Genomic DNA, 14,894 nt, shown 5'->3' with positions numbered 1-14,894 from the left:
GCTCCTCCGTCAGTGCCGGAGGAGCGGCCGCGGCCCGTGGCGGAGCCGCCGTGCGTCAACTGTTCTCGGAGGCGGGCTCCTTGCCGAGCCGCGGCGGGACGACCGCGACCGGTACGCCGCCGGCCGCCTCCGGACTCACGGAACCCGACCGGCTCGCCGATGGCGCCGGGCTCACCGGGTCTGCCGGGCTCGCGGCGCCCTCCGTCGCTTCCGGCTCCGCCGACTCCTCCTCGGCCCCGACGACGGCCTCGCCGTCCAGGACCTTCTTCGCCAGCTCCACGTCCAGCGCGCCCTCCCAGCGGGAGACGGCGAAGACCGCCACACAGTTGCCGAGGAGGTTGGTCACGACACGCATCGAGTCCATGATGCGGTCGACCCCCAGCAGCAGGGCCACGGCGCCGGCGGGGATGGCCCCCAGCGAGGAGGCGGTCGCGGACAGGGCGAGGAAGGCCGACCCGGGGATGCCGGCCATGCCCTTGCTGGTGAGCATCAGGACCAGGATCACGGTGACCTGCTGGCTCAGACTGAGGTCCACGCCGACGGCCTGCGCGATGAACAGCGTGCCGATGGACAGGTACAGCGACGCGCCGTCGAGGTTGAAGGAGTACCCCGTCGGCAGCACCAGGCCCACGGCGTCCTCGCGGGCGCCCGCCCTGCGCAGCTTCTGCATCACGCGCGGCATGACGGACTCGGTGGAGGCCGTGCCGAGCGCGAGCAGCAGTTCCTCGCGGATGTAGCGCAGGAACTTCCACAGGCTCAGCCCCGTGACCAGGCGCAGGGCGACCGCCAGCAGCGTGACGAACAGCGCCGCGGCCGCGTAGCACAGGATGATCAGCTTGCCGTAGGTCTCGATCACGCCGAGGCCGTAGTTGCCGATCAGGACGGCCATCGCACCGAACACGGCGATCGGCGCGAGCCGCATGACGAAGCCGACGATCGCGAAGATGATCTCCTGCGCCTGCTCGATGGCCGGCAGCACCTTGGGCACCTTGGTGTGGCCGAGATGCAGCAGCGCGGCACCCACCAGACAGGCCAGGACGAGCACCTGGAGCAGGGAGTTCTCCGCGAAGGCGCCGACGAAGCTGGTGGGCAGCGAGTGCACGACGAACTCGGTGGTCGTGGGCAGCGAGCCGCCGCCCGTCTTGGCGTCCACCGCCGAGGCGTCGAGCGTGGCCGGGTCGACGTTCATCCCCGAGCCCGGCCGGACGACGTTGGCGGCCAGCAGCCCGATCAGCAGGGCGAGCGTGCTCGCGACCTCGAACCAGATCAGGGCCTTGAGCCCGATGCGGCCGAACGCCTTGAGGTCACCGGCCTTGGCGATGCCGACGACGACCACGCAGAACACCAGGGGCGAGATGATCGTCTTGATCAGCCGCGTGAAGCCGTCGCCGAGCGGCTGCAGGTCCGTGGCCACACCGGGCCAGAGTTTCCCGACGACGACGCCGAGCACGAGTGCGCAGGCGACCTGCGCGAAGAGTGAGGTACGCAGTATGCGTGCGACGCGTCGCGACGGGGACGGGACGGGCGGCGGCACGGGCACTCCTAAGGGCGCGACGGCATGCAGAAGCAGGGACGGAGACTTCTGCGATACGGAAAGCGGATTCCGTAGCGATCACTTTGGAGGCCATGCCGACAGCGCACAAGACCCCCGTGTTGCCAATGTGTAAATCCCGACGCCCGTGACACATCGCACGCCCCGCCGTCCAGGGGCCCCGGCAATCCCCCTCAACACCCCCCTGCCGCGCCGCCGTTCGACGGTCGTGGCAGCTCGTGGAGCCCTGCGGCCGCTCCGCCACCAGAGGCGCTACGCCCTCAACGCGGCCCTGTCACCCATGACCACCACGGGACGCCGGTCCGGGTCGAGTGTGCGCAACAGGTACTCCATGGCGGCCCTGGACAGGCTGACGCAGGCCGACGTCCCGCTTCCGTGGTCCATGTGCAGCCAGATGCCGCCGCCCTTCTCCTCACCCTCGGGCCGCGTCGGATCGTCCGGCGGGGCGCCCTTGACACGGTTGTAGTCGATGGCGATGACGTAGTCGAAGTCGTGCCAGTGCGAACGCGCCCACCAGCGCGGCGCGGCGAAAGCGGCGGACCGCGTGTACGGGAGCCTGCTCCCCGGGTCGGCCAGGACGCCGCCCGCGTCGGTGAGGGTGAACACGCCGACCGGGCTGCGGTTGTCGCCGGCCCGGTGCCTGAGGGTCCACCCCTTCTTGCCGTTGTGCCCCGGCCAGCTTCGGACGCGCACCCAGTTCGGGCCATGCTCGGCATAGAGGACGACGGTGGAGTCGGCGGAGTCCCTCCCGTCGCCGTAGACCGCCACGACCTGACGCGCACCCGTGGGAATCCGCCCCCGCAACCGGCTCCCGACGCCTGGGATCCGGGGTGCCGCGACCACCTTCGGCGGGACGTCGCCACCGCCGCCGCTCCCGTCGCCCCCGGCCCCACCGGTCGGGTGGCCGACGCTCGGATCGCCGCACGCGGCCAGCGCCGCGAGCAGGAGAGCGCAGAGCGCCGAGACGGTTCCCGTACGTCGCACTTCGCCATGTCGCATCGGGCCATGCTCGCATCGCTTTCCGGACTTTCGGGGAAGGTTACGGACATCATGACCCCATCGGACGGCTGCCGGATTCCGCCGCCGCCATGGAAAACCGGTTGATTCTGACCACCGCGCGCCGTCAACCTTGCACGGTTTGCTGCCGCTCCCCGCAAACCCGTCCGCCGCCTTCTCCCGTTCCCCCTCCCCCCTCCCCCGCCCCTCCCTCCCCTTCCCCCCTCTGACTCGAGCCACTGGGACGTCATGCAGATCCAAGACCTTCCGTATCCCGACCCGGGTGTGCCGGACGTGCGCTCGGGCCCCCGCTTCCTGTGGTGGCTCGGCCGCAACCAGCTGGGCGGCCAGCTCAAGGCCCTGGCCTGGGGCCTGCTGCACTTCGTCGCCGTCTCCGCGCAGCCGTTCTGCGTCGGCTTCGCCATCGAGGCCGTCGTCGACCGCTCCGGGACCCGACTGGCCCTCACCGGCGGGGTGATGGCCCTGTGCGGCGCCGCGACCGCGATCGGCGACACCTTCCTGCACCGCGCCGCCGTCACCAACTGGATCACCGCCGCCGCACGGGTCCAGCAGCTGCTCGCCCACAAGGCCTCTCACCTCGGCTCCGCGCTGACCCGGCGCGTCGCGGCCGGAGAGGTCGTGGCGGTCTCCACGGGCGACGTCGAGAAGATCGGCTGGTTCGTGGAGGCCGTGTCCCGCTTCACCGCCGCGGCGATCACGGTGCTGCTGGTCTGTGTCGGCCTGGTCGTCTACCAGCCCGTGCTCGGCATCGTGGTCGCCGTGGGCCTGCCCGCTCTGGCCCTTGCGGTCCTGCCCCTGCTGCCCAGGGCGACGCAACGGGCGGACTTCCAGCGCGAGAAGGCCGGACGGGCCACCGAACTCGCCTCGGACACCGTGGCCGGCCTGCGGGTGCTGCGCGGCATCGGCGGCGAGGAACTGTTCCTGGACCGCTACCGCAGCGCGTCGCAGGAGGTCCGGCACGCGGCCGTGCGCAGCGCACGCATGTGGTCGCTGATCAGCGCCATCCAGGTGCTGATGCCGGGCCTGCTGCTGATCGCGGTCGTCTGCTACGGCGTGCACCTGGCCCACGAGGGCCGCATCTCCGTCGGCGAACTCGTCACCGTGTACAGCTCCGTGATGGTCCTGACCTACCCGCTCAGGCACTTCGAGGAGATCGCGATGGCCTACTCGTTCTCCCGTCCGTCGGCGACCCGGGCCGCGCGCGTGCTGTCCCTGGAGCGGGCCAAGGACATCGGCGGGTCGCGGCCGGACGAGGCCCCCAGGGGCGACCTGTACGACCCGGCCACCGGTCTCCTCGCCCCGGCCTCACAGCTGACCGCCGTGGTGTGCGGCGACCCGGACGCCGCCGGACGACTGGCGGAACGCCTCGGCGGACACCCCCCGGAGGACGGCCCGTCGGTGCTGCTCGGCGGTGTCCCGCTGGACGAACTGCCGCTGGACTCCGCGCGTTCGGCCGTCCTCGTCCAGGACAAGGACCCCGTGCTGCTCTCCGGTTCACTGCGCGACCTGCTCGACGTGCCCGCCTCCGGCGCCGTCGAGGCGCAGGCCGCGCTGGCCGCCGCCCAGTGCGGAGACGTCCTCGATGCGCTCGTCCAGGGCTCGTTCGACGCCGGCGACCCGATGGACGCCCGCATCACCGAACGCGGCCGGTCGCTTTCCGGCGGCCAGCGCCAACGCCTCGCGCTGGCCCGCTCGTTGTACACGGACCCCGAGGTCCTCGTCCTCGACGAACCGACCTCCGCCGTCGACTCGCACACCGAGGCCCGGATCGCCGAGAGCGTGCGCGACCTGCGGGAGGGGCGCACGACCGTCGTGTTCACCTCCTCTCCGCTGCTGCTGGACCGCGCCGACCGGGTCGTGCTCGTGCACGAGGGCGAGGCCGTCGCGATCGGTGCGCACCGCGAACTGCTGCTCTCCGAGCCCCGGTACCGGGCCGTGGTGACCCGGGAGACCGAGGAGGAGGCGGCCGGGGGAACGGGCCCCGTCTCCGTGGCAGGCAGAGCTCCGAACACGGAGAAGGCCGCCCTGAGCGACGTGTTGAAGGACCTGGAAGCCGACGAGCTCGCCTGCGACGAGCTCGAAGAGATCGAGGAGACGGCATGATCGGCGTGGCGCCGCCCGCCTACGACCCGGCAGCACCGACGACGGCGAACACCCTGCCCGTCGGGGCACCCGCGACCGTACGCGCCTACGTGGCCGAACTCCTGCGCCGGCACCGGCGCGCCTTCCTGCTCCTCCTGCTCGTCAACACGGTCGCGACGGTCGCCTCCATGGTGGGTCCCTGGCTGCTCGGCGACACCGTGCAGCGGTTGTCCGACGGAGCACGGGAACTGCACCTCGGGCTCACCGCGACGCTGTTCGTGCTCGCCCTGGCCGTTCAGGCCGCCTTCGTACGGCAGGTACGGCTGCGCGGCGCGATGCTCGGCGAACGGATGCTGGCCGACCTGCGCGAGGACTTCCTCGTCCGGTCGGTCCGGCTGCCGCCCGGCGTGCTGGAGCGGGCCGGGACGGGCGATCTGCTGTCCCGCATCACCACGGACATCGACCGGCTGGCCAACGCGATGCGGGAGGCCGTTCCCCAGCTGACGATCGGCGTGATGTGGGCCCTGCTGCTGCTCGGCGGACTCGTGGTCACCTCGCCGCCGCTGGCGCCGGCGGTGCTGATCGCGGTGCCGCTGCTGGTTGCCGGATGCCGCTGGTACTTCAAGCGGGCGCCGGCCGGTTACCGCTCCGAGGCCGCCGGGTACGCGTCGGTGGCCTCCGCCCTCGCCGAGACCGTGGACGCGGGCCGCACCGTCGAGGCCCACCGTCTCGGCGAGCGCCGCATCGCTCTTTCGGAGCAGCGGATCCAGCAGTGGACGGCCTGGGAGCGCTACACGCTGTGGCTGCGGTCCGTGCTTTTCCCGGTGATCAACTTGGTGCACGTCACCGTGCTCGGCTCGGTCCTCATGCTCGGCGGGGCGTTCGTGCTGCAGGGCTGGATCGATGTCGGTCAGTTGACGACAGGCGCGCTGCTGGCGCAGATGCTCGTCGACCCCGTGAACCTCATCCTGCGCTGGTACGACGAGCTCCAGGTGGCTCAGGTGTCGCTGGCGCGCCTCGTCGGCGTCCGCGACATCGAGCCGGACGCCGGGGACACCGGGGTGGCGCCGGACGGGCGCGACGTGCTCGCCCACCAGGTCCACTTCGGCTACCGGGAGGGCGTCGACGTGCTGCGCAAGGTGTCCCTCGAGGTCTCCCCCGGCACCCGGCTGGCCCTGGTCGGCCCGTCCGGCGCGGGCAAGTCCACCCTGGGCCGGCTGCTCGCGGGGATCTACGCGCCCCGCGACGGCCGGATCACCCTGGGCGGGGCCGAGCTGTCGCGGATGACCGCCGAACGCGTCCGCTCGCACGTGGCGCTCGTCAACCAGGAGCACCACGTCTTCGTAGGCTCCCTGCGCGACAACCTCCGGCTCGCCCGTACCGGCGCCGAGGACGCCGAACTGTGGGCGGCGCTGGGCGCCGTCGACGCGGACGGCTGGGCGCAGGCCCTGGACGACGGTCTCGACACCGAGGTCGGCTCCGGCGGCGTGCTGCTGACACCGGCGCAGGCCCAGCAGATCGCGCTGGCCCGGCTGGTGCTGGCGGACCCGCACACGTTGGTCCTGGACGAGGCGACCTCGCTGCTCGACCCCCGCGCCGCACGCCACCTCGAGCGGTCCCTGGCCCGCGTCCTGGAGGGCCGCACCGTGGTCGCCATCGCCCACCGTCTGCACACCGCGCACGACGCCGACGTCATCGCCGTAGTCGAGAACGGCCGGATCAGCGAGCTCGGCAGCCATACGGAGCTCGTCGCGGCGGACGGGGCCTACGCGGCGCTGTGGCGTTCGTGGCACGGGTGACGGGGCACGCGCCGCGCCGGGGCGACCGCAGCCGCGGTACGGGGACCGGCAGGCGCCCGTGGTACCCCCGGAGCGGCCGCCGTCGGTAGCGGTTCCGTCCTCACCGAGGGCGCCGGGCTCCGCGCGAGCACTCGCTGGTCGCGGGCCCGGCGCGCCTGCCGATTCGCCGCGGGGACGGTGGCGCGGCGAGCGCTCTGGCGTTGCGGGGAACCGATCAGGGGTGGAACGCTGGATACCGGCACCCGTGCGGGCGACCGTCGGGATCCATCCGGAAAGACACGACGAGACCGGCCGGTGCCCCGTGCGGCGGCAGCCCGTCGCCGACCGCGGTGAGAACGGGCCCGTCACCCCCTGGAGGTAGCCGTGACCAGCGCCGACGGATGGGGAGACGATGTCTACCAGCCCGACTCCTCCGACATCCAGGACGACGCGGGGCTGCTCGACGCGGAGGACACCCTGGAGGACGACGGTGTCGACGACCCGCTCGACCGCGGCTGGTCCCCTCCGGACCGGCCCTGGGCCGTGGAGCACGACGGGGTGACCGCCGCGGAGCGCCGCCGGGGGGAGACCCTGGACCAGCGGCTCGCGGAGGAGCGCCCCGACCTCGGCGTACCCGACGGCGACGGTCTGGGGGACTGCGACGGCACCGACGGGGAACTCCTCGACAACGAGGTCGGAGCCGCCCGCTCCGGCCGGCTCGTGGCGCCCGACGAAGGAGCGCACGAGGACGAGGAGAGCGCGCTGGTCGCCACGGACGTGGGCATCGACGGGGCGGCCGCGTCGGCGGAGGAGGCCGCGATGCACATCGTCGACGAGGACGCCCTGTCCGGCTGACCCCCGCAAGGTCGGCCCGGCCGTTTCCCGCAGGTCGCCGCCACCGCTACCGCACGAGGAGCACTCATGCAGCAGGACCAGCAGCCCGACTACCACCCGGTCGTCTTCCGCGACCGCACCGCCGGCTACGCCTTCCTGACCCGGTCCACGGCGACCAGCGAGCAGACGATCGAGTGGGACGACGGCGAGACCTACCCGGTGGTGGACGTGGAGATCTCCTCGGAGAGCCATCCCTTCTACACCGGCAAGTCGCGCACCGTGGACACCGAGGGGCGCGTCGCCCGCTTCGAGCGCCGCTACGGCGACGGCGGGGAGATGACCTGAGCGGACGCGGCCGGCACCGGGTCCACGGCCGGGTCCACGACAGGTGCCGCGGCCGGCAGTCCCGGCGCGGCTGCGGGTCAGATGTAGTTGAGGGCGGCTGCCCCGCCCACTCCCCCGAGCACCATGAACACGGGCATCAGCACCTTCAGCTCGACCCAGCTGCCCGCCCGGAACCGCATCGCCTTGGGCGGGCCGATCGGGTACCAGCGCTTGCGCCCGATCGGGATGGGCCACAGCACCGGACAGCCCGATACGGTCAAGGCGTCCCCGATGTCGTGGACCAGGGCGCCGAGCACGATGGGCAGCCCCAGCCACAGGTACTCCTGGCCGGGCTGGGTGAACAGCCAGTCCGCGCCGTTTCCGGGCTTGTCCAGGACACCGGCCAGGATCCACGCGCTGGTCGCGGCGAGCAGCCACACCAGGACGTCGCTGCTGGAGCCCCGGGCGGCCCGCCACAGCAGGCCCTCGATCGCCAGCACCATGTGCACGAAGAGCAGCCCCAGCACCGCCCAGCGGCCACCGGTGATCGCCAGGGCCGAGGCGCCCGCGCCGATCATGACCGCCCACAGCCAGGTGTGCGTGAGGGTGCGGTGCCCACCGGAGCGGCGCGGGTCGCCCTGCTTCCTCGTGGACTTGTAGACGGCGTAGGAGAGCTTGTCGACGATCTCGCACAGCCAGCGTGAGACGGGACCGAAGGACCGGGAGATCGTGGCGGCCTTGTGGTCGAGATCCGGCGCGAGCGCGGCGCCGGCGCAGATCAGCGCACCGGCGAGCAGGACCGGCCAGGGCATCGTGTGTCCGGCCGCGGCCGCGGCCGCACCGACGCCGAGCCAGGCGGCGGCGCCCGACAGTGAGTGTGCTGGTCCCATCATGGCCCTTGCCCGCCCTATCCCTCATGTGCCGCTGTCCAGTTGACCGGGTGCGATGACGCTCCGTCGGCGACACAGCGTAGCTGCCATGATCTTCGGGTCGGCATCCGATTCCCCTCTCAGGACCGGGGGCAGGCAAGATGGGGTCGTGACCCTCATCGATCAGCTGCCGCCGACCGCAGATCCCGACGCCCTTTACGAAGCCTTCGAGTCCTGGGCGCAGGAGCGCGGTCTGGCGCTCTACCCCCATCAGGAGGAGGCGCTGATCGAGGTGGTCTCCGGGGCGAACGTGATCGTCTCGACGCCCACCGGCTCCGGCAAGAGCATGATCGCCGCGGCTGCGCACTTCGCGGCCCTCGCCCGCGACGAGGTCACCTTCTACACGGCTCCGATCAAGGCGCTGGTGTCGGAGAAGTTCTTCGAGCTGTGCAAGATCTTCGGCACGGAGAACGTCGGCATGCTCACCGGCGACGCGTCCGTGAACTCCGACGCCCCGGTCATCTGCTGCACCGCCGAGGTGCTCGCCTCGATCGCGCTGCGCGACGGCAAGCAGGCGGACGTCGGCCAGGTCGTCATGGACGAGTTCCACTTCTACGCCGAGGGCGACCGCGGCTGGGCCTGGCAGATCCCCATCCTGGAACTGCCGCAGGCGCAGTTCGTGCTCATGTCGGCGACACTGGGCGACGTGTCCTTCTTCGAGAAGGACCTCGCCCGGCGCACCGGCCGCCCCACGGCGGTGGTCCGCTCGGCGGTCCGGCCCGTACCGCTGTCCTACGAGTACCGGTACACCCCGATGACGGAGACGCTCACCGACCTGCTGGACACCCGGCAGGCGCCCGTCTACATCGTGCACTTCACCCAGGCGCAGGCGGTGGAGCGGGCCCAGGCGCTGATGAGCATCAACATGTGCTCGCGTGAGGAGAAGGAACGGATCGCCGACCTGATCGGCAACTTCCGCTTCAGCACCAAGTTCGGCCAGAACCTCTCGCGTTACGTGCGGCACGGCATCGGCGTCCACCATGCCGGCATGCTGCCGAAGTACCGGCGGCTGGTGGAGAAGCTCGCCCAAGCCGGTCTGCTGAAGGTCATCTGCGGTACGGACACGCTCGGCGTCGGCGTCAACGTGCCCATCCGGACGGTGCTGTTCACCGCGCTGACCAAGTACGACGGCAACCGGGTGCGGACGCTGCGGGCCCGTGAGTTCCACCAGATCGCGGGCCGGGCCGGCCGCGCCGGGTTCGACACGGCGGGGCTGGTGGTGGCACAGGCGCCGGAGCACGTCATCGAGAACGAGAAGGCCCTCAGCAAGGCCGGCGACGACCCGAAGAAGCGCCGCAAGGTGGTCCGCAAGAAGGCGCCGGAAGGATTCGTGGGCTGGACGGAGAACACCTTCGACAAGCTCATCGAGTCCGATCCGGAGCCGCTGACGTCCCGCTTCCGGGTCACGCACACGATGCTGCTGTCCGTGATCGCCCGCCCCGGGAACGCCTTCGCGGCGATGCGGCACCTGCTGGAGGACAACCACGAGCCGCGCAGGCAGCAACTGCGGCACATCCGGCGCGCCATCGCGATCTACCGGTCGCTGCTGGACGGCGGCATCGTGGAGAAGCTCGACGAGCCGGACGCCTCCGGCCGTGTCGTGCGCCTCACCGTGGATCTGCAGCAGGACTTCGCACTGAACCAGCCGCTGTCCACCTTCGCGCTGGCCGCGTTCGAGCTGCTGGACCCCGAGTCGCCCTCCTACGCCCTCGACATGGTCTCCGTCGTGGAGTCCACGCTGGACGACCCGCGCCAGATCCTCGCCGCCCAGCAGAACAAGGCGCGCGGCGAGGCGGTGGCCGAGATGAAGGCGGACGGCGTCGAGTACGAGGAGCGCATGGAGCGCCTCCAGGACGTCTCGTACCCGAAACCGCTGGAGGAGCTGCTCTTCCACGCGTACGACACGTACCGCAAGAGCCACCCGTGGGTGGGCGACCATCCGCTGTCGCCGAAGTCCGTCATCCGTGACATGTACGAGCGGGCGATGTCGTTCACCGAGCTGGTCTCGCACTACGAGCTGGCCCGCACCGAGGGCATCGTGCTGCGGTACCTGGCCGGCGCCTACAAGGCACTCGACCACACCGTCCCGGACGATCTGAAGTCCGAGGACCTGCAGGATCTGATCGCGTGGCTGGGCGAGATGGTGCGCCAGGTGGACTCGAGCCTGCTGGACGAGTGGGAGCAGCTGGCCAACCCGGAGGAGATGACCGCCGAGGAGGCGCAGGAGAAGGCCGACGAGGTCAAGCCGGTCACGGCGAACGCACGTGCCTTCCGGGTCCTGGTCCGCAACGCGATGTTCCGCCGTGTCGAGCTCGCCGCACTCGACCACGTCGCCGAACTCGGCGAGCTGGACGCGGAGGCCGGCTGGGACGCCGACGCCTGGGGCGAGGCGATGGACAAGTACTGGGACGAGTACGACGACCTCGGCACCGGCCCCGACGCGCGGGGCCCCAAACTGCTCGTCATCCAGGAAGAGCCGCAGAACGCGCTGTGGCGCGTCCGTCAGATCTTCGACGACCCGAACGACGACCACGACTGGGGCATCAGCGCGGAGGTCGATCTCACGGCCTCCGACGCCGAGGGCCGCGCGGTCGTCCGCGTCACGTCCGTCGGCCAGTTGTGAGAGCGGAAGCGGCCGCAGCCGCGGGAACCGGACCAGGCACAGCAGAGGGCACAGGAGAAGCGCACCGATGACGAATCCGGCCGAGAGACTCGTCGACCTGCTCGACCTGGAGCAGATCGAGGTCAACATCTTCCGGGGCCGCAGCCCGCACGAGTCCCTCCAGCGGGTCTTCGGCGGCCAGGTGGCCGGCCAGGCGCTGGTCGCGGCCGGCCGGACCACCGAGGGCGAGAGGCCCGTGCACTCGCTGCACGCGTACTTCCTGCGCCCGGGCCGGCCGGGCGTTCCCATCGTGTACCAGGTGGAACGGGTGCGCGACGGCCGGTCGTTCACGACCCGCCGGGTCACCGCCGTGCAGCAAGGGCGGACGATCTTCAATCTCACCGCCTCCTTTCATCAGCCTGAGGAAGGTCCCTTCGAGCACCAGCTGCCGCCGGCGCGTGAGGTGCCGGACCCGGAGTCCCTGCCGACCGTGACGGAGGAGGTCCGGGCGCATCTGGGGTCACTGCCCGAGCAGTTGGAGCGGATGGCACGTCGTCAGCCCTTCGACATCCGGTACGCGGACCGGCTGCGCTGGACCGCCGACGACGTCAAGGGGGCCGAGCCGCGCAGTGCGGTGTGGATGCGTGCCGTCGGGCCGCTCGGCGACGATCCGCTCGTCCACACCTGCGCGCTGACCTACGCCAGCGACATGACGCTTCTGGACGCGGTCCGCCTCCCGGTGGAGCCGCTGTGGGGTCCTCGGAACTTCGACATGGCGTCGCTGGACCACGCGATGTGGTTCCACCGGCCGTTCCGCGCGGACGAGTGGTTCCTGTACGACCAGGAGTCGCCGATCGCCACGGGCGGGCGTGGGCTGGCCCGGGGCCGTATCTACGACCTGGACGGGCGACTGCTGGTGTCCGTCGTCCAGGAGGGTCTCTTCCGCGCGCTGTAGGCCGTAGGTCAGCCGCTGCGGCGGCGCAGCCAGCCGAACAGGCCACGCGTCGACGGGCTCGGCCCGTCGTATGCGTCCGGCTCGTCGTACGCATACGACTCGTCCTGCGCCTCCGGTGCGTCAGATCGTCCGTACCGCGGTGACGGACGCTGCCGGACGGGTTTCGGGAAGAGGCGTGGCGCGGGCCTTCCGGCACGGGCCTCGGCCAGGGTGTTCGCCAGGTCGGAGCTCAGCCAGTCGATCTCGTCGCGGTCCTGCGCGGTCATGATCTTCTCGATGAGCTGGGCGGCGGGGGAGCCAGGGGCTCCGTGCGCCGGCGGTCCCGGCCGGAACCTGTTCAGGTGCGCGCGTTCGTAGGGATCGTCGACGATCTCCGCGACGTGGGGCGGGCCGAGGAAGGCCGCCAGCACTCCGGCACGCTGCCAGGGATCTTCCGTCTGTCGGAGCAGGAAGCCCAGGTGGCGTCCCCGCCAGTTTCGGGGCCGCAGGTCGACGCCTGCGGCCAGCTGGCTGCGCAACACCTCGGGCGTCCGGCCCGTGAGCAGGAACGCGTTCGTCCGGTCGGCCGCGAACTGCCGCAGCTCTTCGGCGAGATACAGCCATACGACGGCCCGGTACCGGTTGAGGTAGAACTTGACGGGCACCACCAGTCCCACCCGGGCGAGACGGGTGAACCGGGTGGGCGGCACCTCCAGGATCGCCGCGCCCTCGCCGGTGCCCACGGCGTGCACCTGCCCGCGCAGAATCTCGGGGAAGCCGGGTTCCGCGCGCAGGCGGTCGATCTCGGCGCGGGCCACCCGAGGGCCCCCTCCCCCTTCGTCGGGTGTCGTCCTGATCCGCCCGAGGTGTACGCCGAGGTCGAACTCGCTGCGTTTCAGGCTCAGTTCCCGCGCCGCCCGACCGGGCGCGACGGATGTGGCGTACAGGCGTGTGACGGTGTTTCCGGACATGGCCGATCTCCCCCGTGGAGTGAGTGGAGTGAAGCAGGCCCGCGCCCTCGGCGGTGGCCCCGGAAAAAACCGTACCCGCGGACGCCGATCTCGTGGCGGCCTGTGGATAACTCCGGAGGGGAGGATGGAACTGCAGGTCAGAGGTCTGACAGTGGGGGGCGGTCAGGGTGCCGGGAGTCCACGGTGAGGTGTTCGCCGACCCGGTCCACGAGCAGGGTCATCTCGTAGGCGATCCGTCCCATGTCGGCGTCCACCCCGCTGAGCACGCACAGACAGCTGCCCGCACCGGCCGCGGTGACGAACAGCACCGCGTCGTCGAACTCGATCATCGTCTGACGCACCCGGCCCGCCCCGAAGTGACGTCCCGAGCCCTTGGCCAGGCTGTGGAGGCCGGACGCGACGGCGGCGAGGTGTTCGGCGTCCTCCCGGCGCATTCCGGTGCTCGCGGCCGCCACCAGCCCGTCGTCGGACAGGACGAGTGCGTGTCGTACGTGGTCGACACGCTCGGCCAGATCGTCCAGCAGCCGGCCCGTTCCCTGGTTGCCCGTCATGTCCCGCTCCCCCGTGTGACGTTCCCCGTCAGCCGTCCCCGTGCGCCCCCTGGCTCACCGGAGGACCGCACATCACCCTTGCCCAGGGACGGCCGCCGGAGCAAGGAGCACGGCGGCATGGCGCGGAAGTCGGCTTCCTCCACCGCGTGACCCGGCGGGATTCCCACGGCTCGTGGCGCCGCAGGACATCGCGAGCTGACGCCGCGGCCGACGGTGAGCTCAGCTGACCGAGTCGAGCAACCGGGCGGTGTGCATCCGCCCGGCGTACTCGACCAGCCGGATCAGCACCTCCTTCCCCGAGTCACGGTCGCGGGCGTCGCACAGGACGACCGGGGTGCCGGGGTCGAGGTCGAGCGCGCGCGACACGTCCCGGGCGCCGTATGTCCGTGTGCCCGTGAAGCAGTTGACGGCCACCACGAACGGAATGTGCCGGTGCTCGAAGTAGTCGACCGCGGGGAAGCAGTCCTCGAGCCGTCGGGTGTCGGCCAGAACCACCGCGCCCAGTGCGCCCTGGGACAGTTCGTCCCACAGGAACCAGAAGCGGTCCTGCCCCGGAGTGCCGAACAGATAGAGGGAGAGACCGGAACGGATGGTGATCCGGCCGAAGTCCATCGCGACGGTGGTCGTGACCTTCTGGTCCACGCCGTCGGTGTCGTCCACCGACTGCCCTGCCTGGCTGAGCAGTTCCTCGGTGCGCAGCGGTTTGATCTCGCTGACCGCCCCCACCATCGTGGTCTTGCCCACGCCGAAGCCGCCGGCGACCAGAATCTTCAACGCCATGGGGGCCGACTCGCCGTCGGCGGCGTCGGAGTGCTCGGAGACCATGGATCACTTCTCTCGGGATCGGGATCGGCATCGGGTTCGGGTTCGAGTTCGGGGGCGTCGGCCTTGTTCGTCGCCTACAGGGCGCGCAGCCCTGCGATCACCTCGCGCAGGATCCGTTCGTCGGGCAGCTGCGCGGGCGGGACCGGGCGGCTGACGGTGACGCAGCCCAGTTCCAGCAGATCGCCGAGGAGCACCCGGACCACGCCCACGGGCAGGTCGGCTCCGGCCGCGAGTTCCGCGACCGACTGGGTCTCCTCGCGGCAGAGACCGAGGAGGGTACGGTGCTCCGGCCCGATCGCCATGCCTTCCGTGGCGGGCGCGCCCGGATCCAGGGTGACCAGGGCGATCAGGTCGAAGCGCACCCCCGTAGGACCGGGTGTCGTCCGTCCGCCCGTCATGGCGTACGGGCGGACGAGCGGGCCGGCCTCGGTGTCGAACCACTGGCTGCCCGGTTCGTGCGGGGCGCCGGTCATGTCCTCGGTCATCGGCGCGGAC

General features: G+C 71.4%; 13 protein-coding genes. 6 read left to right on the top strand and 7 right to left on the bottom strand.

All coding sequences use genetic code 11. The annotated features are described in order from the left end of the window. Positions 1-55: 55 nt before the first annotated feature. Both OHS82_RS37190 and OHS82_RS37185 read right to left on the bottom strand, forming a co-directional pair. The gene (locus tag OHS82_RS37190) at positions 56-1,534 is read right to left on the bottom strand and encodes a cation:dicarboxylate symporter family transporter (RefSeq protein ID WP_328435436.1); all 1,479 of its coding nucleotides are present in this window, start codon (positions 1,532-1,534) and stop codon (positions 56-58) included. Between the two features lie 270 nt (positions 1,535-1,804). Next, positions 1,805-2,551 (bottom strand): L,D-transpeptidase family protein, encoded by a 747-nt coding sequence (locus OHS82_RS37185; protein WP_328435435.1) that lies wholly within the window; start codon positions 2,549-2,551, stop codon positions 1,805-1,807. Between the two features lie 246 nt (positions 2,552-2,797). On the opposite strand from OHS82_RS37185, the gene OHS82_RS37180 reads away from it, so the two are divergent. The 4 genes from OHS82_RS37180 (at position 2,798) to OHS82_RS37165 (ending at position 7,608) form a co-directional block, all read left to right on the top strand. After that, a complete protein-coding gene (locus OHS82_RS37180; protein ID WP_328435434.1) occupies positions 2,798-4,672 on the top strand; it encodes an ABC transporter ATP-binding protein in 1,875 nt (624 codons plus the stop codon). After that, positions 4,669-6,450, top strand: a complete 1,782-nt coding sequence (locus tag OHS82_RS37175) for an ABC transporter ATP-binding protein (RefSeq protein ID WP_057582611.1) — start codon at positions 4,669-4,671, stop codon at positions 6,448-6,450. The genes OHS82_RS37180 and OHS82_RS37175 overlap by 4 nt, the downstream gene beginning before the upstream one ends. A 363-nt stretch (positions 6,451-6,813) precedes the next feature. Then, on the top strand, positions 6,814-7,284 hold the full coding sequence (locus OHS82_RS37170; protein ID WP_057582612.1) for a DUF5709 domain-containing protein: 471 nt from the start codon (positions 6,814-6,816) through the stop codon (positions 7,282-7,284). Positions 7,285-7,350: 66 nt separating this feature from the next. Further along, positions 7,351-7,608, top strand: coding sequence for a type B 50S ribosomal protein L31 (locus OHS82_RS37165; protein ID WP_057582613.1), 258 nt, complete (start codon positions 7,351-7,353; stop codon positions 7,606-7,608). Between the two features lie 77 nt (positions 7,609-7,685). Here OHS82_RS37165 and OHS82_RS37160 read toward each other — a convergent pair whose 3' ends face one another. Continuing rightward, entirely contained in the window at positions 7,686-8,480 is a 795-nt protein-coding gene (locus OHS82_RS37160; RefSeq protein WP_057582614.1) for a metal-dependent hydrolase, read from the bottom strand. Positions 8,481-8,625: 145 nt separating this feature from the next. On the opposite strand from OHS82_RS37160, the gene OHS82_RS37155 reads away from it, so the two are divergent. Beyond that, a complete protein-coding gene (locus OHS82_RS37155) occupies positions 8,626-11,139 on the top strand; it encodes a DEAD/DEAH box helicase (RefSeq protein ID WP_328435433.1) in 2,514 nt (837 codons plus the stop codon). A 67-nt stretch (positions 11,140-11,206) separates the two neighbouring features. After that, complete coding sequence (locus OHS82_RS37150; protein WP_057582616.1) at positions 11,207-12,073, top strand: acyl-CoA thioesterase; 867 nt, start codon at positions 11,207-11,209, stop codon at positions 12,071-12,073. 8 nt (positions 12,074-12,081) lie between these two features. Here OHS82_RS37150 and OHS82_RS37145 read toward each other — a convergent pair whose 3' ends face one another. The 4 genes from OHS82_RS37145 to OHS82_RS37130 all read right to left on the bottom strand — a co-directional run bounded on the left by OHS82_RS37145 (position 12,082) and on the right by OHS82_RS37130 (position 14,884). Continuing rightward, entirely contained in the window at positions 12,082-13,023 is a 942-nt protein-coding gene (locus OHS82_RS37145) for a DUF6397 family protein (protein ID WP_328435432.1), read from the bottom strand. A gap of 137 nt (positions 13,024-13,160) precedes the next feature. Continuing rightward, complete coding sequence (locus tag OHS82_RS37140) at positions 13,161-13,574, bottom strand: roadblock/LC7 domain-containing protein (protein ID WP_328435431.1); 414 nt, start codon at positions 13,572-13,574, stop codon at positions 13,161-13,163. 219 nt (positions 13,575-13,793) lie between these two features. After that, positions 13,794-14,399 (bottom strand): GTP-binding protein, encoded by a 606-nt coding sequence (locus OHS82_RS37135; protein ID WP_057582619.1) that lies wholly within the window; start codon positions 14,397-14,399, stop codon positions 13,794-13,796. 74 nt (positions 14,400-14,473) lie between these two features. Then, on the bottom strand, positions 14,474-14,884 hold the full coding sequence (locus tag OHS82_RS37130) for a DUF742 domain-containing protein (protein WP_057582620.1): 411 nt from the start codon (positions 14,882-14,884) through the stop codon (positions 14,474-14,476). Positions 14,885-14,894 lie beyond the last annotated feature (10 nt).

This window comes from Streptomyces sp. NBC_00425, from assembly GCF_036030735.1.
Lineage (GTDB): Bacteria > Actinomycetota > Actinomycetes > Streptomycetales > Streptomycetaceae > Streptomyces.
This window is presented reverse-complemented; position numbering and strand designations above follow the sequence as displayed.

Coding starts and splice junctions, on each gene's coding strand:
- OHS82_RS37185 (WP_328435435.1), bottom strand. CDS start 2,551: ATGCGACATGGCGAAGTGCGACGTACGGGAACCGTCTCGGCGCTCTGC.
- OHS82_RS37180 (WP_328435434.1), top strand. CDS start 2,798: ATGCAGATCCAAGACCTTCCGTATCCCGACCCGGGTGTGCCGGACGTG.
- OHS82_RS37175 (WP_057582611.1), top strand. CDS start 4,669: ATGATCGGCGTGGCGCCGCCCGCCTACGACCCGGCAGCACCGACGACG.
- OHS82_RS37165 (WP_057582613.1), top strand. CDS start 7,351: ATGCAGCAGGACCAGCAGCCCGACTACCACCCGGTCGTCTTCCGCGAC.
- OHS82_RS37160 (WP_057582614.1), bottom strand. CDS start 8,480: ATGATGGGACCAGCACACTCACTGTCGGGCGCCGCCGCCTGGCTCGGC.
- OHS82_RS37150 (WP_057582616.1), top strand. CDS start 11,207: ATGACGAATCCGGCCGAGAGACTCGTCGACCTGCTCGACCTGGAGCAG.
- OHS82_RS37145 (WP_328435432.1), bottom strand. CDS start 13,023: ATGTCCGGAAACACCGTCACACGCCTGTACGCCACATCCGTCGCGCCC.
- OHS82_RS37140 (WP_328435431.1), bottom strand. CDS start 13,574: ATGACGGGCAACCAGGGAACGGGCCGGCTGCTGGACGATCTGGCCGAG.
- OHS82_RS37135 (WP_057582619.1), bottom strand. CDS start 14,399: ATGGTCTCCGAGCACTCCGACGCCGCCGACGGCGAGTCGGCCCCCATG.
- OHS82_RS37130 (WP_057582620.1), bottom strand. CDS start 14,884: ATGACCGAGGACATGACCGGCGCCCCGCACGAACCGGGCAGCCAGTGG.